Source organism: Oxalobacteraceae bacterium OTU3CAMAD1 (assembly GCA_024123915.1).
GTDB lineage: Bacteria > Pseudomonadota > Gammaproteobacteria > Burkholderiales > Burkholderiaceae_D > Rugamonas.
The window spans coordinates 6,556,055-6,581,674 of sequence record CP099650.1 but is presented as its reverse complement, the minus strand read 5'-3'; the positions used below and the strand labels follow the sequence as shown (position 1 = coordinate 6,581,674).

21 protein-coding genes are annotated in these 25,620 nt (G+C 64.4%); 11 read left to right on the top strand and 10 right to left on the bottom strand.

What is annotated here, in order from left to right:
* Window positions 1-75 precede the first annotated feature (75 nt).
* From NHH88_28045 to NHH88_28035, 3 genes are read right to left on the bottom strand one after another with little or no spacing between them, the layout of a single operon-like run.
* Complete coding sequence (locus tag NHH88_28045) at window positions 76-981, bottom strand: LysR family transcriptional regulator (GenBank protein ID USX13465.1); 906 nt, start codon at window positions 979-981, stop codon at window positions 76-78.
* A 37-nt stretch (window positions 982-1,018) separates the two neighbouring features.
* On the bottom strand, window positions 1,019-1,930 hold the full coding sequence (locus NHH88_28040) for a pseudouridine-5'-phosphate glycosidase (GenBank protein USX13464.1): 912 nt from the start codon (window positions 1,928-1,930) through the stop codon (window positions 1,019-1,021).
* A 3-nt stretch (window positions 1,931-1,933) separates the two neighbouring features.
* Window positions 1,934-3,103 carry a winged helix-turn-helix transcriptional regulator gene (locus NHH88_28035; protein ID USX13463.1) on the bottom strand — a complete coding sequence of 390 codons (1,170 nt, stop codon included), beginning with the start codon at window positions 3,101-3,103 and terminating at the stop codon, window positions 1,934-1,936.
* A 256-nt stretch (window positions 3,104-3,359) separates the two neighbouring features.
* Here NHH88_28035 and xapA point away from each other — a divergent pair, with 256 nt between their 5' ends.
* The 7 genes from xapA (at window position 3,360) to NHH88_28000 (ending at window position 12,128) form a co-directional block, all read left to right on the top strand.
* On the top strand, window positions 3,360-4,199 hold the full coding sequence (gene xapA / locus NHH88_28030; GenBank protein ID USX13462.1) for a xanthosine phosphorylase: 840 nt from the start codon (window positions 3,360-3,362) through the stop codon (window positions 4,197-4,199).
* Window positions 4,200-4,298: 99 nt separating this feature from the next.
* Entirely contained in the window at window positions 4,299-5,492 is a 1,194-nt protein-coding gene (locus tag NHH88_28025; GenBank protein ID USX13461.1) for a phosphopentomutase, read from the top strand.
* The gene (gene deoC, locus NHH88_28020) at window positions 5,489-6,451 is read left to right on the top strand and encodes a deoxyribose-phosphate aldolase (protein ID USX13460.1); all 963 of its coding nucleotides are present in this window, start codon (window positions 5,489-5,491) and stop codon (window positions 6,449-6,451) included. The genes NHH88_28025 and deoC overlap by 4 nt, the downstream gene beginning before the upstream one ends.
* A gap of 43 nt (window positions 6,452-6,494) precedes the next feature.
* Window positions 6,495-8,846, top strand: coding sequence for an aldehyde dehydrogenase family protein (locus NHH88_28015; protein ID USX17455.1), 2,352 nt, complete (start codon window positions 6,495-6,497; stop codon window positions 8,844-8,846).
* A 227-nt stretch (window positions 8,847-9,073) separates the two neighbouring features.
* Complete coding sequence (deoA, locus tag NHH88_28010) at window positions 9,074-10,396, top strand: thymidine phosphorylase (protein ID USX13459.1); 1,323 nt, start codon at window positions 9,074-9,076, stop codon at window positions 10,394-10,396.
* 89 nt (window positions 10,397-10,485) lie between these two features.
* Window positions 10,486-10,890: a cytidine deaminase gene (locus tag NHH88_28005; protein USX13458.1), complete on the top strand. Its 405-nt coding sequence runs from the start codon at window positions 10,486-10,488 to the stop codon at window positions 10,888-10,890.
* 5 nt (window positions 10,891-10,895) lie between these two features.
* On the top strand, window positions 10,896-12,128 hold the full coding sequence (locus tag NHH88_28000; GenBank protein USX13457.1) for a nucleoside deaminase: 1,233 nt from the start codon (window positions 10,896-10,898) through the stop codon (window positions 12,126-12,128).
* A gap of 9 nt (window positions 12,129-12,137) precedes the next feature.
* Here NHH88_28000 and NHH88_27995 read toward each other — a convergent pair whose 3' ends face one another.
* The 5 genes from NHH88_27995 to NHH88_27975 all read right to left on the bottom strand — a co-directional run bounded on the left by NHH88_27995 (window position 12,138) and on the right by NHH88_27975 (window position 16,786).
* Complete coding sequence (locus tag NHH88_27995; protein USX13456.1) at window positions 12,138-12,563, bottom strand: VOC family protein; 426 nt, start codon at window positions 12,561-12,563, stop codon at window positions 12,138-12,140.
* Between the two features lie 191 nt (window positions 12,564-12,754).
* Window positions 12,755-14,704, bottom strand: coding sequence for a PQQ-binding-like beta-propeller repeat protein (locus tag NHH88_27990; protein ID USX13455.1), 1,950 nt, complete (start codon window positions 14,702-14,704; stop codon window positions 12,755-12,757).
* A gap of 74 nt (window positions 14,705-14,778) precedes the next feature.
* On the bottom strand, window positions 14,779-15,597 hold the full coding sequence (locus NHH88_27985; protein USX13454.1) for a LytTR family DNA-binding domain-containing protein: 819 nt from the start codon (window positions 15,595-15,597) through the stop codon (window positions 14,779-14,781).
* Complete coding sequence (locus NHH88_27980; GenBank protein ID USX13453.1) at window positions 15,594-16,523, bottom strand: histidine kinase; 930 nt, start codon at window positions 16,521-16,523, stop codon at window positions 15,594-15,596. Before NHH88_27980 ends, NHH88_27985 begins: the two co-directional genes overlap by 4 nt.
* Window positions 16,520-16,786 carry a hypothetical protein gene (locus tag NHH88_27975; GenBank protein USX13452.1) on the bottom strand — a complete coding sequence of 89 codons (267 nt, stop codon included), beginning with the start codon at window positions 16,784-16,786 and terminating at the stop codon, window positions 16,520-16,522. The genes NHH88_27980 and NHH88_27975 overlap by 4 nt, the downstream gene beginning before the upstream one ends.
* A 335-nt stretch (window positions 16,787-17,121) precedes the next feature.
* On the opposite strand from NHH88_27975, the gene NHH88_27970 reads away from it, so the two are divergent.
* Window positions 17,122-18,186 carry a choice-of-anchor A family protein gene (locus tag NHH88_27970; GenBank protein ID USX13451.1) on the top strand — a complete coding sequence of 355 codons (1,065 nt, stop codon included), beginning with the start codon at window positions 17,122-17,124 and terminating at the stop codon, window positions 18,184-18,186.
* A 1,026-nt stretch (window positions 18,187-19,212) separates the two neighbouring features.
* Here the strand turns inward: NHH88_27970 and NHH88_27965 are convergent.
* On the bottom strand, window positions 19,213-19,875 hold the full coding sequence (locus NHH88_27965) for a TetR/AcrR family transcriptional regulator (GenBank protein ID USX13450.1): 663 nt from the start codon (window positions 19,873-19,875) through the stop codon (window positions 19,213-19,215).
* Complete coding sequence (locus NHH88_27960; protein ID USX13449.1) at window positions 19,857-21,344, bottom strand: PLP-dependent aminotransferase family protein; 1,488 nt, start codon at window positions 21,342-21,344, stop codon at window positions 19,857-19,859. Before NHH88_27960 ends, NHH88_27965 begins: the two co-directional genes overlap by 19 nt.
* Window positions 21,345-21,531: 187 nt before the next feature.
* Between NHH88_27960 and NHH88_27955 the strand changes: the two genes are divergently transcribed.
* The 3 genes from NHH88_27955 to NHH88_27945 all read left to right on the top strand — a co-directional run bounded on the left by NHH88_27955 (window position 21,532) and on the right by NHH88_27945 (window position 25,584).
* Complete coding sequence (locus tag NHH88_27955) at window positions 21,532-22,848, top strand: aspartate aminotransferase family protein (protein ID USX13448.1); 1,317 nt, start codon at window positions 21,532-21,534, stop codon at window positions 22,846-22,848.
* A gap of 86 nt (window positions 22,849-22,934) precedes the next feature.
* Window positions 22,935-24,050, top strand: coding sequence for an alanine dehydrogenase (ald, locus tag NHH88_27950; protein USX13447.1), 1,116 nt, complete (start codon window positions 22,935-22,937; stop codon window positions 24,048-24,050).
* A 31-nt stretch (window positions 24,051-24,081) separates the two neighbouring features.
* Window positions 24,082-25,584, top strand: coding sequence for a CoA-acylating methylmalonate-semialdehyde dehydrogenase (locus NHH88_27945; GenBank protein USX13446.1), 1,503 nt, complete (start codon window positions 24,082-24,084; stop codon window positions 25,582-25,584).
* The last annotated feature ends 36 nt before the right edge of the window (window positions 25,585-25,620 follow it).

The window sequence follows — 25,620 nt, the reverse complement described above, 5'->3', positions numbered from 1 at the left end:
TCGGCCAAGCGCCGCCGACGGCTCGTCGATGGCCGATTACGGCGTTCCGCCTAATCCGCCCTACGTGGATCCCGATCAATTTGGCTTCGAAGGATTGAGGATGTTCAGGAACGCCCGCACTACCGGCGCGTCGTCCAGCGTGGTGTAGGTGATGTACAAATTGGCCGACGGCGGATTGCTGCGGATTGGCAGGAACACCACGCCCGGCCAGCCGATGCGGCTGGTGGTCTCGGGCAGCAGCGCCACGCCAAGGCCCGCGCCGACCATCGCCAGCAAGGTTTGCGGCTCTGACGCCTCCTGGAAAATCGTCGGCTGGAAGCCGGCCTTCACGCAGCACTGGATCAGATAGCGCGGGAACGACGACTTGTCGAGCGCCAGGGTCAGCATCGGTTCGTCGGCGATGTCCATCAACTCGATCGACTCCTGCTTGGCCAGCGGGTGGTGCTCGTTGATGGCCACGCACACGTCCTCGCGGAAGCACAGCTCCTGGCGCAGGTTGTCCTGCTTCAGATCGTCCTCGTCGAGCTTGGGCTCGCGCCAGAAGCCGACATCCACCTGCTTGGCGCGCAGCGCCTCGTACTGCAAGGTCGGCCCCAGCTCGTGCAGGGTCCACGTCACGCGCGGGAACTTGGTCTGGAACTCCTCCAGCAAACTGGGGATCGGCCCCCACATCGCCGAGCCGACGATGCCCACCCGCAGGCGTCCCACCTCGCCGCGGTCGATCTGGCGGATGGTGTCGATCGTCATGCGCATCTTCGCCAGCAGCTCGGACGCTTCGCTCATGAGCGCCTTGCCGGCCACCGTCAGCTCGAAGGTGCGGGTGGTGCGGGCGAACAGTTTGACACCGAGCTCGCTCTCCAGTTTCATGATCTGCTGGCTCAGTGGCGGCTGCGAGATGTGCAGGCGTTCGGCCGCGCGGCTAAAGCTCTTTTCCTCGGCGACGGCCAGGAAGTACCTCAGTTGTTTCAGATCGATGGACATGGCGGGCCTGGTGTCGGTGGTCTCGGGCGGGTCTCGTTTAATGCGACTGCATGGCGCAGGCCAGCGCTGCGCCGCAGCGGGCATTGTTCTTCACCAGCGCGATGTTGGTGGCCAGGCTGCGGCCCTCGGTCAGCTGCTTGATGCGGCCGAGCAGGAACGGCGTGACGTTCTTGCCGGCGACGCCTTGCGCGTCCGCCTCGCCCAGCGCCTGGAGGGTGATGTCGTCGATCTCCGCCTTCGGCATCGCTTCCGCTTCCGGAACGGGATTGCTGACGACGATGCCGCCCGCGAGACCCAATTGCCACTTGGTCTGGATGAAGGCCGCCTGCTCGGCCGGGGTGTCGAGCCGGAAGTCGGCGTTGAAGCCGCTCTCGCGCGTGAAGAAGGCGGGGAAGCCGCGCTGGCCGACGCTGACCACCGGCACGCCGTGCGTCTCCAGGTATTCCAGGGTCAGGCCGATGTCGAGGATGGATTTGACGCCGGCGCACACCACCGCCACCGAGGTGCGGGCCAATTCCTGCAGGTCGGCCGAAATATCGAAGCTGGTTTCCGCGCCCCGGTGCACGCCGCCGATGCCACCGGTGACGAACACCTGGATGCCCGCCAGCGCCGCGCAGATCATCGTCGCCGCCACGGTGGTGGCGCCCAGCTTCGATTGCGCCAGCACGTAGGCCAGGTCGCGGCGGCTCACCTTCATCGCTTCGGGCGAGGTGCCCAGCAATTCAAGCTGCTCCTCCGACAGGCCGATGCAGATTTTGCCGTCCATGACGGCGATGGTGGCCGGCACGGCGCCGCCGTCGCGGATGATCTGTTCGACCTCGCGCGCCATCTGCACGTTTTGCGGATACGGCATGCCGTGCGAGATGATGGTCGATTCCAGCGCGACGATCGGTTTGCCGGCGGCGCGGGCGGCGGCCACTTCGGGCGAGAACAGGAGGAATTGGTGCATGGGTCAGTCCTTATGGGGGAAGAGGGGAGGCTCGAAGCTCGAAAGCATCGGCGGGATAGGTGAGGTCGGCGTCGGATAAAAATCCTGGATCTCGTCGAGGATATCGGCGGCCAGCATGGGCGAGACGGTGTCGTGGCTTTCCAGCGTCATCGCGGCGACCTTCAGGCCACGGCGGCAGGCGAGCGTCAGGTCCTGGCTCCCCTGGTACAGCGACCAGCAAACGGCGGCCGAGAAGGCGTCGCCGGCGCCGGTGACGTCGACCACGTCCACCTCTTGCGCGGCCAGCCATACCAGCTCGCCGTCGCGGGTGTGGAACACGCCCTGGCCGCCGCAGGTGACGATGATATCCCTGGCGCCGCGCGCCAGCACGGCGCGGCAGGCCAGGCGCACGTCGGCCTCGGTCGGCAGCGCGCGGTCGGCGATCGTTTCAAGTTCGCCGCGATTGAGTATCAGCAGGCGCAGGCCGGTCAGGTCCGCCGGCAGGCGGGCCATCTTCGGCTGCGACACCGCCACCAATATCAGCGGCACGTTGTCGGCGCGGGCGCTATCGAGCAGCGCGCTGACGCTGTCGGCCGGCAGGTTCAGGTCCGCCACCGTCATCGAGGCGGCGGCGCGCTGCGGCAGCCGGTTGGCCAGGAAGTCCGGTGTCATGCGGTCGTACAGCGCCATGTCGGCCAGCGCCACGACCATTTCGCCGCGCTCGTCGAGGATGGCGGTGTAGGTGCCGGTGGCGGTGTCGGCCAGGTTCAGCGAGCCGCGTATGTCGATGCCGGCGTTTTCCGCGTGCTCGCGCAGCGCGCGGCCGGCGCCGTCGTCGCCCAGCGCGGTCAGCAGCGCGGTCGGCAAATTCAGGCGCGCCAGGTTCTCGGCGATGTTGCGGGCCACGCCGCCGTAGACTTCCTCGGCGGTGGCCGGGTTGGAGGTCCCCAGCTGCATGGCGGCGATGCTGCGCAGCTTGCGGTCGAGGTTGGCTGCGCCGATGCATAGCACGGGGCGCTTGTCGGGCAGCACGTAGGCGCGGCCCAGCAGCCGGCGCTCGCGGATCAGGCTGGCGATATGGCCGGCCACGGCCGAGCGCGACAGGCGCAGGCCGACCGCCAGGTCCTGCTGGGAGATGAAGGGGTTGGCGCGGATCAGCTCGTAGAGCTGTTCTTTTTTAGAAATATCGTTCACGGTCGGCCTTAAAACATTTGTCCTTTATAATAGACATTTGTTTGTTAGCGGTCAATGAGCCGGCGGCAGGCCGGGCCGGCTCAGTTCATCCGCATGAATAATACCGCCGATTTATAGGGTTTATGTATAAATCCGGAAGAAAAATGGTATTTGCCATACATATAGGGAATGATGCATAGTGTCAGTATCCGCAGTAAAACTTCAATCGGCCAACCCACGGCCCGCAGCGCGTCATCTATAAAAACAGAGGATAACCATGTCTAATAATTCCCCATTCCAGGCCGCCGAAATCATCCGCGCGCGCATTCCTGCGGATTTCAAGCCGCGCGTCGCCATGATCCTGGGTTCCGGCCTGGGCGTGCTGGCCGAGCAGATGACCGACGCGGTCACCATCAGCTTCAACGAACTGCCGGGCTTCCCGATCAGCACCGTGCACGGTCACGCCGGTGAACTGGTGATCGGCACCTTGTCCGGCGTGGCGGTGGTGTGCATGAAGGGCCGTGGCCACGTCTACGAGGGCTATGGCTTGGGCGTGATGACCAGCGCCGTGCGCACCATGAAGCTGCTGGGCTGCGAGATGCTGTTCGTGACCAACGCCGCCGGTTCGCTGCGCACCGAAGTCGACGCGGGCGCGCTGGTCGCGCTGACCGACCATATCAACTTCATGCCCGGCACGCCGATGATGGGTCCCAACGACGAGCGTTTCGGTCCGCGCTTCTTCAGCATGGCCAACGCCTACGACGCCGACCTGCGCGCGCTGCTGAAGGCTTCCGCCGAAGAGAAGAAGGTCACCTTGCACGAAGGCGTGTACATCGCCTACGCCGGCCCGAACTTCGAGACCCCGGCCGAAATCCGCGCCTTCAAGACGCTGGGCGCCGACGTCGTCGGCATGTCGGTGGTGCCGGAGGTGGTCTCGGCCCGTCATTGCGGCCTGAAAGTGGTCGGCGTGTCCGCCATCACCAACCTGGCCGAAGGCCTGTCGCCGTTCCCGCTGTCGCACGAGCAGACCTTGAAGTACGCGGCCATCGCCGCGACGTCGCTGATTGAAGTCATCCTCGGCTTCCTGGCCAACGTGGCCAAAACACCGCAGGCATAAACCCGGTAGTGCGGGGTCGTACCCGTTGGGTACGACCCCAGATTTGCAGTGCGGGTTTCGCTTTTGAGATCCGCACTTTTTGCTTTCTAGGAGCTCTCAATGAAACGCGCATTTATCCTGCTGCTGGACTCCTTCGGTCTGGGCGCCACGCCCGACGCAGCCAAATACAACGACGTTGGCGCCAACACGTTCGGCCACATCGCCGCCTGGGCCGCCAAGACCGGCAAGCCGATGTCGCTGCCGACGATGGAAAAACTGGGCCTGGCCGCCGCCGCCCATGCCGCCAGCGGCGAATGGGCCGAGGGCTTCTCGCAGCGCGACGGCTTCACCGCCGCCTACGGCGCCGCGCGCGAGCGCTCGACCGGCAAGGACACGCAGTCCGGCCACTGGGAAATCGCCGGCGTGCCGGTGGAATTCGACTGGGGCTACTTCCCGAAGACGGTGCCGTCGTTCCCGGCCGAGTTGACCAGCAAGCTGCAGGAGCTGACCGGCGTGCCGGGCTTCCTGGGCGACTGCCACGCCTCCGGCACGGAAATCATCAACAAGCATGGTGATGAACATGTCGCCACTGGCAAGCTGATTATCTACACCTCGGCCGACTCGGTGCTGCAGATCGCCGCGCACGAGGAGTCGTTCGGCCTGGAGCGCCTGTACGAAGTGTGCGAGATCGCCTTCAAACTGGTCGAGCCGTACAACATCGGCCGCGTGATCGCGCGTCCGTTCACGGGCGCCAACGGCAACTACACCCGTACCACCAACCGTCACGACTACGCCGTCGCGCCGCCGGCGCCCACCTTGCTGGACCACGTGAAGAACGATGGCGGCGAAGTCATCGCCCTCGGCAAGATCAGCGACATCTTCGCCACCCAGGGTGTCTCGCGCCTGGTCAAGGGCAAGGACAACATGGCGCTGTTCGACGCGCTGATGAAGGTGGAAAAGGAAGCAGGCGACAAGTCGCTGACGTTCGTGAACTTCGTCGACTTCGACCAGGCCTTCGGCCACCGCCGCGACGTCACCGGCTACTCGAACGCGCTGCACGAGATGGACGCGCGCCTGCCCGAGTTCATCGCCCAGTTGAAAGAGGGCGACCTGGTGGTGATCACCGCCGACCATGGCTGCGATCCGACCTGGCCGGGCTCCGACCACACCCGCGAGCATATTCCGATGATCTTCTTCGGTCCGGGCGTGAAGGCGCAACAGCTGCCTATCTCCGAAACCTTCTCCGACATCGGCCAGACCCTGGCCCACCACCTCGGCGTGAAACCACTTTCCCACGGAAGCAATCTGTTATGAGCGTAATTACTGATTTCAAACGTAACGAAGCGGTCCCGCTGGACCTGGGCTGGATCAACCATATCCACATCAACAAGAGCGCGGCCGACCGCCGCGCCGCCAGCCTGGCCAACCGCCGCACGGTCAAGAAGGAATATCAGGCCGCGTGGCTGGTCAAGGCCATCGGCCTGATCGACCTGACCACCTTGTCCGGCGACGACACCCCAGGCCGCGTCGAGCGCCTGTGCATGAAGGCCATGCGTCCGCTCCGCGCGGACCTGGTCGAGGCCCTTGGCCTGCAGGACGTCAAGCTGGCCACCGGCGCCGTCTGCGTGTACCACGAGATGATCAAGCCGGCGGTGCAGGTGCTGCAAGGCCGCCTGCCGATCGCCGCCGTGTCGACCGGCTTCCCGGCCGGCTTGACCAGCATGGAAACCAAGGTGCGCGAGATCGAATTGTCGGTTGCCGCCGGCGCCAGCGAGATCGATATCGTCATCACCCGCCAGCATGTGTTGACGGGTAACTGGCAGGCGCTGTACGACGAGATGGTGGCTTACCGCCAGGCTTGCGGCGAAGCGCACGTCAAGGCCATCCTGGCGACCGGTGAACTGGTCACCCTGGAAAACGTGGCCAAGGCGTCGTGGGTCTGCATGATGGCCGGCGCGGACTTCATCAAGACCTCGACCGGCAAGGAGCCGGTCAACGCGACGATTCCCGTCTCGCTGACGATGGTGCGCGCGATCCGCGACTACCACGAGCAGACCGGTTTCAAGATCGGCTACAAGCCTGCGGGCGGCGTCGGCACGGCCAAGGCCGCGCTGCAGTACCTGACCCTGATGAAGGAGGAGCTGGGCAACGAGTGGCTGGAGCCGCACCTGTTCCGCATCGGCGCATCCAGCCTGCTGACCGACATCGAGCGTCAGCTTGAGCACTACGTGACCGGGAACTACTCGGCCGCTCATCGCCACGCACAACCTTAATACGGACCACGTCATGCCATCTATTAAAGAGATCCTGAATACCATGGAATACGGCCCAGCACCCGAAAGCCAAAAAGAAGCGCAAGCGTGGCTGGAGCAGCACGGCCGCACCTTCGGTCTGTTCATCGACAACGCGTGGAGCGAGCCGGGTGAACTGTTCGCCTCGACCAATCCGGCCGATGCCGGCAAGCTGGCCGACCTGACGCAGGCGACCGGCGCCGACGTCGATCGCGCCGTCGAAGCGGCGCGCCGCGCGCAGCCGGGCTGGCAGGCATTGGGTGGCCACGGCCGCGCAAAGGTGATGTACTCGCTGGCGCGCCTGCTGCAAAAGCATGCGCGCCTGTTCGCGGTGCTCGAGACGCTGGACAACGGCAAGACCATCCGCGAAACGCGCGATGTCGACCTGCCGCTGGCCGCGCGCCACTTCTACTATCACGCCGGCTGGGCGCAGCTGCAGGCCGAGGAATTCGCCGACTACCGCGCCGTTGGCGTGGTCGGCCAGATCGTGCCGTGGAATTTCCCGCTGCTGATGCTGTCGTGGAAAATCGCCCCGGCCATGGCCGCCGGTAACACCATCGTCTTCAAACCGGCCGAGTTCACGTCGCTGACGGCGATGCTGTTCGCCGAGATCTGCGTGCAGGCCGGCGTGCCTGCCGGCGTGGTCAACATCGTCACCGGCGATGGCCGCGTGGGCGAGGCCATCGTCAACCATGCGGGCATCGACAAGATCGCCTTCACCGGTTCGACCGAAGTAGGTCGTTTGATCCGCGTGGCCACCGCCGGCAGCGGCAAGAAGCTGTCGCTGGAACTGGGCGGCAAGTCGCCGTTCATCGTCTTCGACGACGCCGATCTGGACGCCGCCGTCGAGGGCCTGGTCGATTCGATCTGGTTCAACCAGGGGCAGGTTTGCTGCGCCGGTTCGCGCCTGCTGGTGCAGGAATCGGTGCAGGACAAATTCCTCGCCAAGCTGCGCGCCCGCATGGACAAGCTGACCCTCGGTTCGCCGCTGGACAAGTCGATCGACATCGGCGCGCTGGTCGATCCGGTGCAGCAGCAACGTATCGCCGGCCTGGTGGAAGCGGCCCGTGCCGAAGGTTGCGACGTGTACCAGCCTGCATGCGAGATCCCGGCCAACGGTTCGTGGTATCCGCCGACCCTGATCACCGGTGCGTCGACCTCCGCCGCCGTGGCGCAGGCCGAGATCTTCGGCCCCGTGCTGGTGGCGATGAGCTTCCGCACTCCGCCGGAAGCCGTGCAACTGGCGAACAACACTGTCTACGGCCTGGCCGCCTGCGTGTGGACCGAGAACATCTCGCTGGCGCTGGATGTCGCGCCGCAGATCAAGGCCGGCGTGGTGTGGATTAACACCGCCAACCAGTTCGACGCCGCTTGCGGCTTTGGCGGCTACCGCGAATCGGGTTTCGGCCGCGAGGGCGGCCGCGAAGGCATGTACGAGTACATGACCGCGCTGTCCGAAGATGCGCGTCCGGCGGCGCCGCTGGTGGAAACCAAGCAAAAGGCCAAGGCGGCATCGCCGGCCGCAGGTGCATTCGCCATCGACCGCACCGCCAAAATGTACATCGGCGGCAAGCAGGCGCGCCCTGACGGCGCCTATAGCCGTCCGGTGCACGGCGCCGACGGCGCCTTCATCGCCGAAGTGGGCGAGGGCAGTCGCAAGGACATCCGCAACGCGGTGGAAGCGGCGCACAAGGCGGGGGGCTGGGCGAAAGCGACGTCGCACAACCGCGCGCAGGTGCTGTACTACATCGCCGAGAACCTGGCCGCGCGCGGCGAGGAATTCGCCGCGCGTATCGCCGCGATGACCGGCACCAAGAACGCCGAGAAGGAAGTTCAAGCGTCGATCGAGCGTCTGTTCTACTACGCGGCATGGGCCGACAAGTACGACGGTCTGGCGCACCAGCCGCCGATGCACGGCGTGACCGTGGCGTTGCACGAGCCGGTTGGCGTGATCGGCATCGTCTGCCCGAACGAGGCGCCTTTGTTGGGCTTCATTTCGCTGGTGGCGCCTGCGATCGCGCTGGGTAACCGCGTGGTGGTGGTGCCGTCGGAAGCGCATCCGCTGTCGGCCACCGATTTGTACCAGGTGCTCGATACGTCGGATCTGCCGGATGGCGTGATCAATATCGTCACCGGTTCGGCCGACGAGTTGGCGCGTACGTTGGCGACGCATTCGGATATCGACGCGGTGTGGCGTCACGACGGTTCGGCCGAGGGTTGCGCCGAGGTGGAGCGTCTGTCTGCCGGTTCGCTGAAGCGCACCTGGGTCGGCGGCGCCAAGGGGCGCGACTGGTATAGTACGGCCCAAAGTGGCGGCCGCGCAGTGCTGGCGCATGCCTCGCAAGTCAAGAATGTCTGGATACCTTACGGCGTTTAATTGAGCCGCCGACGGCGCGCGGATGGCGGATTACGCTTCGCTAATCCGCCCTACGTGTCTCCGTAGCGTGGCCGCGTCCCATGCGTGGATCGCGGTTCCGTGATGTGGGCACGCGCCGTTCGCGTATCGCGGATACACGTAGGGCGGATTAGGCGGAACGCCGTAATCCGCCATTTGTGAGCCGCCGGCATCCTTCTTAATACCTAATATTCAACGCGGAGAATCGCATGTTTTTACCTCAAGAGATCATACGCAAAAAGCGTGACGGCGGCGTCCTTAGCGCCGAAGAGATCCAGTTCTTCGTCGGTGGCATCACCAGCAATCGCGTGACCGAAGGTCAGATCGCGGCGCTGGCCATGGCCGTGTTCTTCAACGACATGACCATGGACGAACGCGTGGCCTTCACCCTGGCCATGCGCGACTCCGGCGAAGTGCTGGACTGGCGCTCGCTGGACCTGCCGGGTCCCGTGGTCGACAAGCATTCGACCGGCGGCGTCGGCGATGTCGTCTCGCTGCTGCTCGGCCCCATGATCGCCGCGTGCGGCGGCTTCGTGCCGATGATTTCCGGCCGTGGCCTGGGCCACACCGGCGGCACGCTGGACAAGTTCGATTCGATCCCCGGCTACACCACGGTCCCGGACAACACCCTGTTCCGCAAAGTCGTCAAGGAAGTCGGCGTCGCCATCATCGGCCAGACGTCGTCGCTCGCGCCGTCGGACAAGATCTTCTACGGCGTGCGCGATGTCACCGCCACCGTGGAATCGGTGGCGATGATCACCGGCTCCATCCTGTCGAAGAAGCTGTCGGCCGGCCTGGACGCGCTGGTCATGGACGTCAAGGCCGGCAGCGGCGCCTTCATGCCGACCTACGACAAGTCGGTCGAGCTGGCGGACAGCATCGTCAAGGTCGGTAACGGCGCGGGCATGATGACCTCGGCCATCCTGACCGACATGAACGAATCGCTGGCGCCGTACGCCGGCAACGCGCTGGAAGTGCGCGGTGCGATGGATTACCTGACGGGCGTGTCGCGCCCTGCACGCCTGCACGAAGTGACGATGGCGCTGTGCGCCGAGATGCTGGTGCTGGGCAAACTGGCCGCCAACGAAACGGAAGCGCGCGCCAAGTTGCAGGCTTGCCTGGACAACGGTTCGGCCGCCGAGCGCTTCGCGCGCATGGTGGTGGCGCTGGGCGGTCCGGCCGACTTGATGGAAAATCCGGACAAGCATCTGGAGAAGGCGCCTATCGTCATTCCGGCGCCGTCGCTGACATCCGGCTACGCCTCGACCACCGATTGCCGCGGCATCGGCCTGGCGGTGGTGAGCCTGGGCGGCGGACGTCGCCGCGCGGCCGATCCGATCGACTTCGCCGTCGGTTTGACGCAACTCGCGGGCCTGGGCGACAAGATCGAAGCCGGCCAGCCGCTGGCGATGGTGCACGCGCGCACCCAGGAAGCGGCGGAGCAGGCGGTACGCGAGATCCAGGCGGCCTATCAGATCGGCGACGCCGCTCCAGCGGCCAACCCGGTCGTCTATCGCACGATTCGTCCGTAACACCCGCAAAGCAAGGCGGGGGTCGTACCCCTCGGGGTACGACCCCCGTCTCGCGGTGCGGGTTAAAAGCCAGCTACCTGAGGACCCACATGAACAAACAAGAACTGATCGCCGAAGCCGCCGCCGCGCGGCTGAAGGCGTACACGCCGTACTCCAACTTCAAGGTCGGCGCGGCGCTGCTGACCAACGACGGCAAGGTTTTCCACGGCTGTAACGTGGAAAACGCGGCCTACGGCTTGTGCAACTGCGCCGAGCGCACCGCCTTCTTCAGCGCCTTCGCGCACGGCTACAAGCCGGGAGAATTCGACCAGCTGGTCGTCATCGGCGAGACCGACGGCCCGATTGCCCCTTGCGGCGCCTGCCGCCAGGTGATCCTGGAACTGGGCGGCGACGAGCTGCCGGTGCTGCTGACCAACCTGAAAGGCGACATCTTCGAGACCACGGCTGCCGCCCAGCTGCCGAACGGCTTCGGCCGCGCCGATCTGAAGAAGTAATCGTTTTGGCCCTCAAGAAGACGATCGATGTGCAGGCGGCCGTCGCGATCGCGGCGGCCGAGGCCATCGCCGCCAAGACGCAGGGCACCTTCGGCGTCGGTGGCCTGATGCTGGACCAGCATGGCAACGTGCTGCAGTCGCTGCACAACAACGTCATCAAGCAGGGTTTGATTTTCGATCCCACCGCCCACGGCGAGCGCCAGTTGATCGACTGGTACTACGCCGAACGCGCCAAGGGCCGCGACCTGCCGCCGCCGCAGGACATCACCATCGTCACCTCGCTCGACCCGTGCTGCATGTGCAGCGGCGCGATACTGGCCGGCGGCTTTAATGTGGTGGTTGCCGCGCCGGACCGCGAAGCCGGCATCGACCACGACGTCAGCGCCGGCTTCGGCGCGCTGCCGGAGGCGCTGCGCGCGCAAGCCGCATCGACCTTCAGCTATCCGGCGATTTTGGGTTCCTCGCTGTACGCGCGGGCAGCCTCCGGCGCCACGCCCAAGTCCTTCTTCATCGGCAAGACCATCTCCGAACCGACGCAGGCCTTGTGCGCGCTGGTGTTCGAGGCAACATCCGATGAGGTGATGCGCTTGTTCCAGACCGATCCGCCAGGGGAACAGCTGCTCGATCCCGCCGCCTTGGCGTCCGATCACGCCATCGTACGGGCGCTGAAGCAGGTCTATCCGGATGCGCTGGCCTACCGCTGCGCGCCACTCACGCCCGATGCCGGCCTGGCTCCGTTCCTGCTGCAGGCGATGGCGCGCGACTGCGAACATGGTGGCGGTGGTCAAGGCGACGCCGTCGCGCTGCTCGATTCGTTCGGCAATCTGCTGCTTTGCATGCCGGGCAGGATGGCACAATCGGGCATCCGCAGCGCCTTTATGGAGGCCACGCGCGCCTACGCGCAACTGCGCTACAAACTGATGGCCGGCGCCGCGCCGGAACGGCAGGAAGAGGTGCGCCGCTATCTGGGCCACCCGAAGGACGGTACCCTGGTTTTCGCCAGGGGGCCGGACGCCGGCGCGATCAGCTTCATGAATCTCGGTGCTTACGGCTCGACGATGGAAGGACCGCTGCCGCCGACCAATCCAAGGCAGTTCCAGTATGTCGTGCCGGCCATCGCGCAGGCGGAGCTGGACGCCATCTGCGCGGCGATGCCGCCGCTGTACAGCGACATTATTCGCATCCATGCCACACAGGTCACAGACCGAGGACTGATCGACGCCCTAATGCGGGGCTGAGGGCGGCGTTCAGCCTTGCGGATCGTAGGTGCCGATGCTCCAGACATGGCCTTCCGGGTCGCGGCAGGTGAAGCCCCGGCCGCCGTAATCTTCATCTTTGATATCCAACAGGATTTTGGCGCCGGCTTCCAGCGCGCGGCCGTACACCAGGTCGGCGTTGTTGACCACCAGGTAGGTGCTTTGGGTGACGAAGTGGCCGATTTCGGCCGGTTGTTTCATCAGCCGGCCGTACTCGGTGTCGAACACGGAACCGAGCATGATCATGCTGCTGCCGAACGAGAGCTGGGCATGGGCGATGGTGCCGTCCTCGTTGGGGACGACCAGTTGTGGTTCGAAGCCGAAGGTGTCGCACAGCCATTCGATGGCGGCGGGCGCGTCGCGGTAGCGCATGCAGGGTACAATGGTGCAGAGGGTTTGCTTGGGTATGCCGGACATTCTTGTCTCCCCGTTCTGTCGATGGAACAGATTCGATCGGTTTTCCGCGCGGTCCGTTCGCCGTGCTGATGCGAACAGACCGGAAAAAGCAAGTGTACCTTGATAGCGGTCAGGCGATGCTCACAATTCACATCGTCGCCGCGCGTTGCCACCGGTGCCGGGGAGGCCGGCGGTGGCAACGCCCCTGGGGATTATTGCAGATTGACAGCGGCCAGCTTTTGCGGCGAGACGATGTACAACACGCCCCGCTTGGAGATCGATAACTTCCCGCCCAGTGGATAGGTCCACACCGTCTTGCGGGTGTTCAGATTGATCGCCAGTGTGGTGCTGTCGTTGCTGACAAACGCCAGGTTGTTGCTGACGACGACCTGGCGGTAGGCCGCGCCGAGATCGTTCGATATCCACTGCACCGCGCCGCTGGCCGGATTGCGCGCTTCCAGCACCGTGCCGTTCGCGCTCAACACATACAGCGCCCCGGCGCCCAGGGCCGGTTGCGCCGTCACGCCGTTGCCCGACGCACTCCAGGCGATGACACGCGACGTCAGGTTCAACGCGGTAACGCGGCCGCCGTCGTAGGCGTACAACATGCCCGCGCCCAGCACCACCGAGCCGTCGGCGCTCCAGCCGTGCCAGCTGTACTTGGGATCGGCGACGGTGTAGCCGACGGCGCCGCTGCCGTTGTCGAGCGCATGGAATGTGCCGTTGACGTAGGTGTAGGCGTAGTTGTTGTCGACCGCTGGCGTCCAGTTATCGAATTGCGGCAGTCCGACTTCCCACTGCGGCGTGGCGTCGGTGCCGTTGTACTTGGCCATGCCGCCGTAATAGCCATAGTTGGTATAGACGGCGCCGTTGGCGATGGTCGGCGCCAGATAGTGTTCCCATTGCGAGCTCATGGCGCGTTTGGCCAGCAGCGAACCGTCGCGCTGGTCCAGTATCCACAGATACGAATCCTGGTGGCCGGTCGATGTCACGTAGACTTTGCCGTTGGCCGCCGCCGGCGGGTTCGCGTTCGATAGCGTACCCAGGCTGACGCGCCACAGTTCCTTGCCGGTGACGTCGCTGATCGCCTGCACCATCCATTGGCCGGCGAGGGAGACGACCGCGAAGCTGTTGGCCCCTTCGGTCGCCACGCCGCCCTGGTAGGCGCCGGTGGTGCCGACGGTGAAGCGGCGGGTGAAGACTGCGGGATCGAAGCTGGCATTGATGGCGCCGGTATGCGCGGCGTTGCCCTGATGCGTGCTCCAGTCGGGCACTTGCGGCAGGGTCGAAAGCGCCTTCAGGTTGAGCTGGGAAACGACGTTGACGCTGATCGGCAGCGACCATGGCGAGCCACTGACGGGCTTGGCGCAAACGGCGAGGCTGTCCTCGCAGGCGCGCACCTGCAGCGTGCCGGTGTGTTTGCCGACGGACAAACCGGTGGCGGTCTGCAGCGTGGCATTGAAATGCAGCGAGTCGGTGAAACTGGCGTCGTTGGTGCTGGCGGCGAGCAAGCCTTTGCTATCGACCACGCCGACATTGGCGACGCCGAGCAGCGAGCGGCTGATGCCGGCCGACAGGGCGACGGTGACCGGCTCGCCTTCATAGGTGCTGACGTCGATCGAGGCCAGGTTGAACTGCGCCGTCACCGGCGGCAACACCACGGGTGGCGTGACGACGGGCGGCGTGACCACCGGCGGCGTGACCACCGGGGCGGCGTTGACGGTCAGGGTCATCGGGATGAACCATGGCGAGCCGCTGATCGGTTTATTGCAGACCTTTGGATCGTCCTCGCACAGGCGCACCTCCAGCTTGCCGGTATGGCTGCCCGCGCCCATTGTCGGGCTGGTACGCAGCGTGGCGTTGTATTCATATTGGCTCACCGGCGACAGCGAGACGTCGGTGGTCACCATGCCCGAGGGCTCGACGATGCCGATATTGAAGACCTGGGTGATGGTGCGCGACGACTTGGCGTTGATGGTGAACCAGGTCGATTGGCCTTGGTTGGCCGCGACGTTGACGGGATTGGGCGTGAAGGTCAGCCAGCCTTGGTCGGCGCCGGCCGCTCCGCCGCCACCGCCACCGCCACCGCCGCCACCACCGCCGCAGGCGGACAATAGCAGGACGCAGGACGCCAGTGCTGCGGAATATTTAAGGAATTGCATGATTATTTTCTGAACGGGAATAAAGCCCGCCATTATACTTATTGCATGTAGAAATGTAAATTTCCCAGAGGGCATTACATTTGCTGGAAGAGGTGGGTGTTGCCCCGGCTGACCTCCAACTGTTCGGAGAAGTTCCTGATCTTGACCATTTGCCGGCCGCGCAGGTCGCGCGTGACGCCCTCGATGGCGTCCACCCGCACCAGCGTCGAGCGGTGGATGCGCCAGAACTCGTCCGGGTCCAGCTCGTCTGCCAGCTCCTTGAGTGTCTTGCGTATCAATACTTCCGACTGCTCGGTCTGGACGCGCGTGTATTTTTCGTCGGCGCGGAAGAACAGCACCTCGCGCGTGCTGATCATGCGCAGGTTGGCGCCGACCACCGCCTGTATCCAGCGCAGGTATTGGGGCTTGGCCGGGTCGGGCCGGACCGGCTTGCCTTGGGCCGCCAGCAGCGCGCCCAGTTGACGCTCGATGTTGGACGGCTGCCGGCCGATCAGCGTTTGCAGCCGCGCGCAGGTGGTTTTGAGCCGTTCGCCGCCGGCCGGCTTGAGCAGGTAGTCGAGCGCGCCCTGTTCGAAGGCCTCGATCGCATACTGGTCGTAGGCCGTCACGAACACCAGGTGGCAGCGGTTGAACAGCATGCGCGCCGCCTCGATGCCGGACAGGCCGGGCATGCGGATGTCGAGGAAGACGATGTCGGGCTGGTGCTGGCCGGCCAGTGCCACGGCCTCGATGCCGTTGGCCGCCTCGGCCACGATGTCCAGTCCCGGCCACGCTTCGCGCAGGCGGGCGCGCAGCTGTTCGCGCATCGGCTCCTCGTCGTCGGCGATCAGCGCGGTGGCGCGGCGCTGCGGGTTCGTTTGCGGGGGCGTGTGCGGATTCATTGGCAGATTCATTTGGCCCCGTCGGAGAAAATATCGGGCGCGTACGGCACGCGGATGCTGGCGCGCGTGCCGCCGGTCAGCGGCGCCTCGATCACCAGCTGCGCGCGCTGGCCGTACAGGATGCGCAGGCGCTCGCGCACGTTCGCCAGCCCCAGGCCGTCGCCAGCGTGGACGTTGAAGCCGATGCCGTCGTCGATGACGTCGACCTGCAGCATCTGGCCGTCGACGTTGGCGCGGATGTCGATGCGGCCGCCGTCGATCTTCGGCTCCAGGCCGTGCTTGATGGCGTTCTCGATCAGGATTTGCAGCATCATCACCGGGAAGGTGGCGCTGAGCATGTGCTCCGGCACGTCGACCGAGACGGCCAGCCGCGCGCGCATGCGCGCCTGCATGATGGCCAGGTAGGCGCGCGACATTTCGATCTGCCGTCCCAGGGTGCCGGCGCCCCTGGCGCGCATCTGGGGCAGGGTGGCGCGCAGGTAGTCGATCAGGTTCTGGTGGATGCGCGCCGCCTGCGGCGGATCGGTTTCGATCAGCTGGCCGATCAGCGCCAGGGTGTTGAACAAAAAGTGCGGCTCGACCTGCGCCTGCAGCGCGGCCATGCGCGCCTCCACCAGGCGCCGCTCCAGGCCTTCCTCGTCGGCGTGGCTGGTGGCGTCGCGCGCCTCCAGCTCGGCCTTGCGCTTGCCGCCGGCCAGCACCTTCAGGCCCAGCGACAGCAGGATGAAGCCGACCGTCTGCTTGGGCAGGCCGAACGGCGTCAGGCCGAGGATCAACAGCAGCAGCCAGATGATGATCAGCTTGCGCCATTCGACCTGCGCGAGCCAGTCGAAGAAGCGCCACCACAGGCTGGCGGCCGTCTCGCCGATTTCGCGCACGATGTCGAGCAGGCTTTTGGCGTTGTCGTAGCCGGCCTTGGCCAGCCGCGATTTTTTCATTGCAGGCGCTCCTTGCGGTGGCGATGGCGGCGCTTGGCCATGACGCAGCCGAGCACCGCGAGCTTGACCAGCATGAAGGCGGCGAACAGCACGATCGCCATCGGCAGGATGGCCAGGATCAGCGCCAGCGCCAGCGCCACGCCCAGCAGCGCGGCCGGCGGCATGGCGCCGATCAGGCGGGCCGCGCGGCGCAGCATGTGCATGCAGGTGGTGAAGATTTCGTCGAGCAGGGTGGACAGGGAATCGGTGGTGGGCTTGCGCATGTTTTGTCTCCATGGTGTGTTGCGATGTGGCCACTGTAGCAAAAGCGCGGAGGCGCCGGCGGGGATTGCGATCAACTGCTGTTTGGGCGGGTTGACCGGCGCCACCCGGCGACGAATGGTGGCGTGATCGCGGGGCGGGCGGCATGCACGGTTACGCGCCGGTGTTGCTGCGGGAGATCAGGCATGCATCGCGTAGCAACTACCAGTTGTTGTTTAAAATCAAAAATATATGTATTAAAGGCAATAATTCATGATATACTGCGTGCAATTGGAGTTGTTAATTGGTAATCTGTGTGCCGCCATAGCGGCATTTATTCTTAAGCTAAGGAAATTTAATGTCCCGTTATTTCGCACTCAGCGCGTTGGCCATGGCCGCGCTCCTCGCCGGTCCAGCACAGGCCGGTTCGCTGAACCAGCAAGAGATTTTCGATCAGTTCAACGTCGTTACCTTGGGTAACATGAAATCGTCGTCGCACGTCGACGGCCGCACCTATGTGACCGGTTCGATGCAGGGCAACGGCGCCGTTCTCGGCATGCATCCGCAAGACATCCGCGCATCCAACTACGCTGCCGTGACCGTCAAGGGCGTGGGCGTCGCGGCTGGCGAGGCAGCCATGAGCGGCACCCAGGTGACCGACAAGGGCGCCGTCGTCTACGGCAACATCGACAATTCCATCGTCAACAACGGCAGCAGCGCGATTTACGGCAACTCGATCAACACCAGCTACAACGGCAATGGCAGCGTCTACGTGCAGGGCAGCACCAACGGCGGCAACGTCAACGTGAGCAAGCTCAGTTCCGTCGCGGCCGGCAGCCTGCAGGAGACCAACTCGGTCGCCGCTACGTCGACCGACATGGGCAAGGTACTGACCGCTGTGTCCCAGCAAATGAAAACCTACAAGTCGACCGGCAGCAGCGTTGTCATCGATGCGGGCAAGGCCACCTTCAACGCCCAAGTCAACAGCCAGGGCGTGGCGGTGTTCGACCTGACCAGCATCGAAAACACGCTGTTCAACCAGAACCTGGTGCACGAGTTCAGCTTCAATTTCAACGGCGCCACCTCGGTCTACATGAACAGCGGCATCACTTCGGCCGTGATCAACGATAACTTCCTGGGCGGCAGCGCCCGCGACGCCGGCAAAAAGGTGATCTGGAACTTCTACGACGCCACCGACCTGACCATCAACGCCGAGTTCGGTGGTTCGATCCTGGCCGTCAAGTCCAACCTGATCAACAACGCCAACATCGAAGGCGGCGTCTACGTCAACAACCTCGATTCGCGCGCAGAGATCCACATCAACAACTTCGCCGGCGCCGTGCCGGAACCAGAAACCTACGCCATGATGATGGCCGGCCTGGGCCTGCTGGGCTTCATGGCGCGCCGCCGCAAGCAAGCTTAATTCAGACATTGGGGCCGGGCGGCCCCGTTCACAAAAAGATCAACGATGCCTTCCGGGCGTCGTTGATTTTTTTTTCGTCTCAATTAGGAGCGGAACTCTATGGAATGGCCTCCGTTTTGAGAACCGCCGCTCCCGCCGCGATTGTCGCTGTGGCATCGATGGGCGGCGCGCACGCCACCCCGTGCCGGAAGCGGACACCTATGCGATGATGCTGGCCGGTGTCGGGCTGGTCGGTTTGTTGGCGCGCCGGCGTGCCGCGAATGCCACCAAAGCCATGCCAGCGATCAGCATGCCGTAGGTTTCCGGCTCGGGTACGGCGAGCGGCGGGTTGTTTCCGGGTGCGCTGCCGATGTAGGTGAGGGAGGTCATCGCGCCGTAGAAGGAATATCCCAGTCCGGTGGCGTAATCGCTGAAGCTGTATCCGTAGTCAGCGGAGATGTTCGGGGTGAGATTTAGCATCGCCAGCGGAATGGCGCCGTCGACCACGGCGACGTACTGTGGCTCCGCCATAAACTGGATGTTGGAAGTCTCTGATATCGGGTAGGGCGAGGTGCTGCTCTGTATGTTGAGCCGGTTATAGCCCAGGCCATCCAGTGAGCGTTGAGTGACGACATTGTCGTTGGCGTCGCTCGACGGCAGATGCAGTTCGGTGCCGTTGATGGACGCCCTGACATGGCTTTGCAGATTGGGGTCGAAGTACACGCAGATGCTGTCTCCGGATTCGAAGCACCCGGTCAGCGTGGGGGCGGTGTTGATGGTGAACGATCCGCGGATAATGTCGCCTTTCTGTACTGTGTAGCGCGGCGCCGCATAGCTATCCACATAGGTACTGGTGTTTGTGTTGAAATCGCTCAGGAATATCGTGGAAACGGTCGACGTGAATTCATACGTCAATATCGCCGCGTTCGCGGATGCCATAAAACACACGCTGCTCACCGCAGCTGCCAAAAGTCGTTTCATATTTCCACCCTAGATTATTGTAATAATTTTATTATCACATAATAAAGGGTGCGTGCCGGAGAAGAATTATGCCGCCGGCACGCTGATCGCCGCCAGCACCATGTCGACGATGACTTTTTCGGCGTCGTCGAAGTCTTTTTTGTTCAGCTGCTTGCGGTTCAACACCAGCGCCATCTGCGCCGAGAAGTCGGCGTAGGACTGCGTCATCGCCCAGATGGCGAACAGCAGGTGCGTGGCATTGATCGGCGCGATCTTGCCGGCGCTGATCCATTTCTCGAACACCTCGATGTCCTTGCGCAGCAGCGGCACCACCCGGCTCTGGATCTGCGCGCCGTACAGCTGCGCGCCGCTGATCACCTCCATCGCGTACACGCGCGATGCCCACGGCTGCTCGCGCGAGAACTTCAGCTTGGCCTGCACATAGGTGCGCAGCACTTCGCGCGGCTCCTGGTCCTCGGCGGCCAGGTTCTCCATGCGTTCGAGCCATTCGTCCAGCACCTCGTCGAGCACCCGCTGGTACAGCGACTGCTTGGTGGGGAAGTAGTACATCAGGTTCTGCTTCGACAGGCCGGCGTTTTCCGCCACGGTGGCGATCGACGTGCCCTCGTAGCCGCATTCGGCGAACACCCGCACCGCCTCGGCGGCGATTTCCGCTTCGAGCTTGTCGCGGTTCAGGACGCGCCGTTTGATCTTCGGCGGTGGCGCTGCGGTCAGTTTGGCTGTCGACATATGTGTCTCAGGAAGGTCAGTAGTTGCGGGTGGTCGGTGTAGGCCACGTTGAAGCGGAACCAGATCGTCTCCGGCTGGCGCAGCATGAAGAAGTCGCACGGCGACAGCAGGATGCCGGCCTTGAGCGCCTGGTCGGCGATGACCTGGCCGTTCCAGTCGGCGCTCGGGGCCTGCTGCCAGCCGGCGCTGACGAACATGCCGCCGCGCGGCTTGGCCAAGGGCGTCATGCCGGCGCCGCGCAGGCTGTCGATGGTGCGTTCGCGGGCCGCCTCCAGCTGGGCGATCAATTTGTCGACCATGCGTTTGTAGGGCCGCGCGCTGATGGCGTGGTAGACGGCGCGCTCGTTGATTTCGGAGGTGGTCAGCCCGGCCAGCATCTTGACCCGCACCAGTTCCGGCAGCAGCGAGGCCGAGGCGCAGATCGAGCCGACCCGCAGCACCGGCGACAGGGTCTTGGAGAAGCTGCCGACGCGGATCACGCGCCGCAGGCCGTCCATCGCCGCCAGCGAAGCCTCGCCGCGCGGCGCCAGCTCGCGGTAGATGTCGTCCTCCACCAGCCAGAAGTCGAATTGTTCGGCGAGGCCCAGCAGGCGGTGCGCCTGCGCCGCGCTGAGCGAGGTGCCGAGCGGGTTTTGCAGCACCGTGTTGACGAACATGAGTTTGGGCTGGGTGTGCGCCGCCTGTTTGGCCAGCGCCTCGAAGTCCAGTCCCTGGTCGCCGCGCGGGATGCCGACCGCCACGCAGCCGTGGTGGCGGATCAGCGACAGCAGATTGCTGTAGCCCGGGTCCTCGACGAAGACGGTGTCGCCCGGCCGGGTGAGCGTGCGCAGGATCAGATCGAAGGCGTGGGTGGCGCCGTGCGTGAGCAGGATCTGCTCCGGCTCCACCGGGAACAGGTCTTCGGTCAGGCAGGCGGCAAGGTGCTGGCGCAGGGTCGGGAAGCCGAGCGGATGGCCGTAGCCGCGCAGGCGGTTGGCCGGGATGCGCATGGCGTGACGCACGGCGTCGAGGATGGTGTCCTCGCCGTACCACTCGGGCGGCAGCCAGCCGGCGCCCACGGCCAGCGCGTCGGACATGCCGGAGTACAGGTGGGCGGTGAGGGCGTCGATGGCGGTCGGCGTGGCCTCGCCTGCCAGCGGCAGCAGCACCGCTGGCAGGTCCTGGCGCGCCACGAAGTAGCCGGAGCCGCGCCGCGAGGACAGCAGCCCCAGGGTGACGAGGCGGTCGTAGGATTCCACAACTGTAAAGGTGCTGACGCCATTACACTTGGCGAATTGCCGCACGGACGGCATTTTGGTTCCGATGCGCAACTCCCGCGCGCCCACCATCGCGCTGATGGCCGAGACGATCTGATCCACAAGGCTGCCTTTGCCGCTGCGCTCTATGGCGACGACGGGCCAGCCGGCCGCGCCGGGCGGCGAGGACGGCCCGTTGGCGGATTGATCGATCGCAGGATACGCTTGTTCCATCCTTGACTCCAAAGGCGGCATAAAGCAAAACTGTACTGTTTTTACTACCAATACGGTTGGACAGTTTTGATATTTGTGTATCTGTGCCATAGTTGTAGCGCTGTCTATTATTGCATCATCATTTTGCCAACTGGTAAATTTTTTTACGGTTCGTCAAAAAATCCGCTTGGCGTCACAGGAGATATGCATGAACGAATCACGACCAGAATCGATGGCGTCCTTCTGGATGCCGTTCACGAACAACCGGGACTTCAAAGCCCATCCGCGCCTGCTGGTGTCGGCCGAAGGCATGTACTACAAGGACGTCGACGGCAACAGCATCCTCGATGGCACGGCGGGCCTGTGGTGCGTCCCGTGCGGCCACGCGCAGCCGAAGATCGTCGCCGCCGTGCGCGAGATGGTCGGCCAGTTGGATTTCGCGCCAACCTTCCAGATGGGCCACCCGGCCGCCTTCGACCTGGCCGAAAAGCTGATGGACTACACCAACCACCGCTTCGGCCACGTCTTCTACACCAACTCCGGCTCGGAGGCCGTGGACACCGCGCTGAAGATGGCGCTGGCGTACCACAAGGCGCGCGGCGAGGCTTCGCGCACGCGCCTGATCGGCCGTGAACGCGGCTACCACGGCGTGGGCTTCGGCGGCATCTCGGTCGGCGGCATCGCCGGCAACCGCAAGCAGTACACGGTCATGCTGCCCGGCGTCGACCACCTGCCGCACACGCACAATCTCGAAAAGAACGCCTACACGCGCGGCGAGCCGGAATACGGCACCGAACTGGCCGATGAACTGGAGCGCATCGTCGCGCTGCACGACGCCTCCACCGTGGCCGCCGTCATCGTCGAACCGGTCGCCGGATCGACCGGCGTGCTGATACCGCCGAAGGGTTACCTGAAGCGCCTGCGCGAGTTGTGCACCAAGCACGGTATCCTGCTGATCTTCGACGAGGTGATCACCGGCTTCGGACGTTTGACGACGCCGTTCGCGTCGGACTACTTCGACGTCGAGCCGGACATGATGACCACCGCCAAAGGGCTGACCAACGGCGTCATTCCAATGGGCGCTGTGTTCAGCAAACGGCACATCCACGACGCCTTCATGGACGCGCCGGCGGGCATTGAGCTGTTCCACGGCTACACCTATTCGGGCCACCCGGTGGCTTGCGCGGCGTCGCTGGCGACCCTGGAGGTGTTCAAGGAGCAGAACATCCTGGAACACGCGGCTGGCATGGCGGAGTACTGGGCCGACGCAGTGCACTCGCTCAAGGGACTGCCGCACGTGATCGACATCCGCACTATCGGCCTGATCGCCGGCATCGAACTGGCGCCGATTCCCGGCAAGCCTGGTGTGCGCGCGTTCACCGCGTTCAAGCAGGCCTTCGCCGACGGTATCCTGATACGCACGACCGGCGACACCATCGCCCTGTCGCCGCCGCTGGTGCTGGAGAAAAAACATATCGATGAATTGTTTGGAAAGTTGACGACGGTGCTGAAAAACCTGGAATAACCACGACGTAACCCGGCAAGGCGGGGTCTGACCCCAAGGGGTCAGACCCCTGTCATGCGGTGCGGGTTTGAATTAAGGAGACCATCATGCTGGTAGGCGTTCCAAAAGAAATCAAGAACCAGGAGTCCCGCGTTGGCCTTACCCCGGCCAGCGTGAAGGAACTCGTACTGCGCGGCCACCAAGTCCTTGTACAAAAGGACGCGGGCGCCGCCATCGGACTGACCGACGCGATGTATGAAGGCGCCGGCGCCGAAATCGTCGACAACGCGCCGGACATCTTCGCGCGCGCCGGCATGATCGTCAAAGTCAAGGAGCCGCAGCCGAACGAATGCGCGATGCTGCGCAAGGACCAGATACTCTACACCTATCTGCACCTGGCCCCCGACGCCGAACAAACCAAGGCGCTGGTCGCATCGGGCGCCGTCTGCATCGCCTACGAAACCATCACCGGCGACAACGGCGGCCTGCCGCTGCTGGCGCCGATGAGCGAGGTGGCGGGGCGCATGTCGATCCAGGCCGGCGCCGCGCACCTGGAAAAATCCAAGGGCGGCATGGGCCTGTTGCTGGGCGGCGTGCCCGGCGTGGCGCCCGGCCATATCGCCATCATCGGCGCGGGCGTGGTCGGCACCAACGCCTTGCAAATGGCGGTCGGCATCGGCGCGCGCGTCACCGTCCTCGACAAGAATATCGACCGCCTGCGCCAGCTCGATCTGGTGTACGGCAACCGCATCTCGACGATGTTTTCCAGCGCCCATTCCATAGAACAGGCGGTGCTGGACGCGGACCTGGTCATCGGCGGCGTGCTGGTGCCCGGCGCGGCCGCGCCCAAGCTCGTCACGCGCAATATGATCTCGCGCATGAAACCCGGCGCGGTGGTGGTGGACGTCGCCATCGACCAGGGCGGATGCTTCGAAACCTCGCGCGCCACCACGCACCAGGACCCGACTTTCGTGGTCGACGACGTGGTGCACTACTGCGTGGCCAACATGCCCGGCGCGGTGGCCCGCACCTCGACCTTCGCACTGAATAACGCCACCATCAGCCACGCGCTGGCGCTGGCCGACAAAGGCTGGCAAAAGGCGCTGAAGGCCAATGCCCACCTGAAGAACGGCTTGAATGTATGCCAGGGCCACGTCACCTATGCAGCGGTGGCGCACGCCCTGGGCTATCCCTATGTAGACGCGGACGGCCTGCTGGGCTGACCATAAGACGATATAACGAAAGAAGAACACCATGAGCAACCTTGACACCATCACCCACTTTATCAACGGCGCCAAAGTCGACACCCAAAGCGGCCGCTATGCGGACGTCTTCAATCCGGCGCTGGGCGAACCGGTGGCACGCGTTGCGCTGGGCACCGTCGAAGAAGTCGACGTCGCCGTGCGCGCGGCGGAAGCGGCTTTCCCCGCGTGGTCGGCGACGCCGCCGCTGACGCGCGCCCGCGTGCTGTTCAAGTATCTCCAGCTGTGCCAGCAGCACGTCGACGAATTCGCGGCGATGCTGACGCGCGAACACGGCAAGACCTTCGCCGACGCGCAGGGCGAGGTAGCGCGCGGCATCGAGATGGTGGAATTCGCGGTCGGCATTCCGCAGATGCTGAAAGGCGAGTTTACCGATCAGATTTCGCGCGGTATCGACGCCTGGTCGATGCGCCAGGCGCTGGGCGTGGTGGCCGGCATCACGCCGTTCAACTTCCCGGTGATGGTGCCGATGTGGATGTTCCCGGTCGCTATCGCCTGCGGTAACACCTTTATCCTCAAGCCTTCCGAACGCGATCCTTCACCGTCGCTGCTGCACGCCAAGCTGCTGAAGGAGGCGGGCCTGCCGGACGGCGTGTTCAACGTCGTTCAAGGCGACAAGGTGACGGTCGACGCGCTGCTCGATCATCCGGTGGTGCAGGCATTGAGCTTTGTCGGCTCCACGCCGATCGCCGAATACATCTACGCGCGCGGCTGCGCCGCGGGCAAGCGCGTGCAGGCTTTGGGCGGCGCCAAGAACCATATGGTGGTGATGCCGGACGCCGATATGGAGATGACGGTCGACGCTTTGATGGGCGCCGCATACGGTTCGGCCGGCGAGCGTTGCATGGCGATTTCGGTGGTGGTCGCCGTCGGCGACGCTGGCGACAAAATTGTCGACGCACTGGCAAAGCGCACGGCTGCACTGAAAGTGCGCGACGGTATGGAGCACGACGCCGAAATGGGACCTGTCGTTTCAAGCGCGGCCAAGCAGCGCATAGAGCGCTTGATCGGAGAAGGCGTGGAGCAGGGCGCCAAATTGGTCGTCGACGGACGCAATCACATCGTGCCGGGACGCGAGAACGGCTTCTTCATCGGCGGTACTTTGTTCGACCATGTGACGCCCGATATGACGATCTACAAGGAAGAGATTTTTGGACCTGTGCTGTGCATGCTGCGCTCTCCCGATGTGGGCAGTGCGGTGGAACTGATCAACCGTAACGAGTATGGCAACGGCGTGGCGATCTATACGCGCGACGGCGGCGTGGCGCGCGAGTTCGTGCGCCAGATCCAGGTCGGCATGGTGGGCGTGAACGTGCCGCTGCCGGTGCCGATGGCGTTCAACAGTTTCGGTGGTTGGAAGCGCAGCCTGTTCGGCGACCATCACGCCTATGGTCCCGAAGGCGTGCGCTTCTACACGCGCCACAAGGCCGTCATGCAACGCTGGCCGAACACCGCCAGTGCTGGCGCGGAATTTGCATTCCCTCAGATGAAGTAGTCGGACGAATCCGTCGTCCGGGTGTCCGATGCTACC

What these genes read in the sequence shown, in the direction of transcription:
- NHH88_28045 (USX13465.1), bottom strand. Translation starts at nt 981, where the DNA reads ATGTCCATCGATCTGAAACAACTGAGGTACTTCCTGGCCGTCGCCGAG.
- NHH88_28040 (USX13464.1), bottom strand. Translation starts at nt 1,930, where the DNA reads ATGCACCAATTCCTCCTGTTCTCGCCCGAAGTGGCCGCCGCCCGCGCC.
- xapA (USX13462.1), top strand. Translation starts at nt 3,360, where the DNA reads ATGTCTAATAATTCCCCATTCCAGGCCGCCGAAATCATCCGCGCGCGC.
- NHH88_28025 (USX13461.1), top strand. Translation starts at nt 4,299, where the DNA reads ATGAAACGCGCATTTATCCTGCTGCTGGACTCCTTCGGTCTGGGCGCC.
- deoC (USX13460.1), top strand. Translation starts at nt 5,489, where the DNA reads ATGAGCGTAATTACTGATTTCAAACGTAACGAAGCGGTCCCGCTGGAC.
- NHH88_28015 (USX17455.1), top strand. Translation starts at nt 6,495, where the DNA reads ATGGAATACGGCCCAGCACCCGAAAGCCAAAAAGAAGCGCAAGCGTGG.
- deoA (USX13459.1), top strand. Translation starts at nt 9,074, where the DNA reads ATGTTTTTACCTCAAGAGATCATACGCAAAAAGCGTGACGGCGGCGTC.
- NHH88_28005 (USX13458.1), top strand. Translation starts at nt 10,486, where the DNA reads ATGAACAAACAAGAACTGATCGCCGAAGCCGCCGCCGCGCGGCTGAAG.
- NHH88_27995 (USX13456.1), bottom strand. Translation starts at nt 12,563, where the DNA reads ATGTCCGGCATACCCAAGCAAACCCTCTGCACCATTGTACCCTGCATG.
- NHH88_27990 (USX13455.1), bottom strand. Translation starts at nt 14,704, where the DNA reads ATGCAATTCCTTAAATATTCCGCAGCACTGGCGTCCTGCGTCCTGCTA.
- NHH88_27985 (USX13454.1), bottom strand. Translation starts at nt 15,597, where the DNA reads ATGAATCTGCCAATGAATCCGCACACGCCCCCGCAAACGAACCCGCAG.
- NHH88_27980 (USX13453.1), bottom strand. Translation starts at nt 16,523, where the DNA reads ATGAAAAAATCGCGGCTGGCCAAGGCCGGCTACGACAACGCCAAAAGC.
- NHH88_27975 (USX13452.1), bottom strand. Translation starts at nt 16,786, where the DNA reads ATGCGCAAGCCCACCACCGATTCCCTGTCCACCCTGCTCGACGAAATC.
- NHH88_27970 (USX13451.1), top strand. Translation starts at nt 17,122, where the DNA reads ATGTCCCGTTATTTCGCACTCAGCGCGTTGGCCATGGCCGCGCTCCTC.
- NHH88_27965 (USX13450.1), bottom strand. Translation starts at nt 19,875, where the DNA reads ATGTCGACAGCCAAACTGACCGCAGCGCCACCGCCGAAGATCAAACGG.
- NHH88_27960 (USX13449.1), bottom strand. Translation starts at nt 21,344, where the DNA reads ATGGAACAAGCGTATCCTGCGATCGATCAATCCGCCAACGGGCCGTCC.
- NHH88_27955 (USX13448.1), top strand. Translation starts at nt 21,532, where the DNA reads ATGAACGAATCACGACCAGAATCGATGGCGTCCTTCTGGATGCCGTTC.
- ald (USX13447.1), top strand. Translation starts at nt 22,935, where the DNA reads ATGCTGGTAGGCGTTCCAAAAGAAATCAAGAACCAGGAGTCCCGCGTT.
- NHH88_27945 (USX13446.1), top strand. Translation starts at nt 24,082, where the DNA reads ATGAGCAACCTTGACACCATCACCCACTTTATCAACGGCGCCAAAGTC.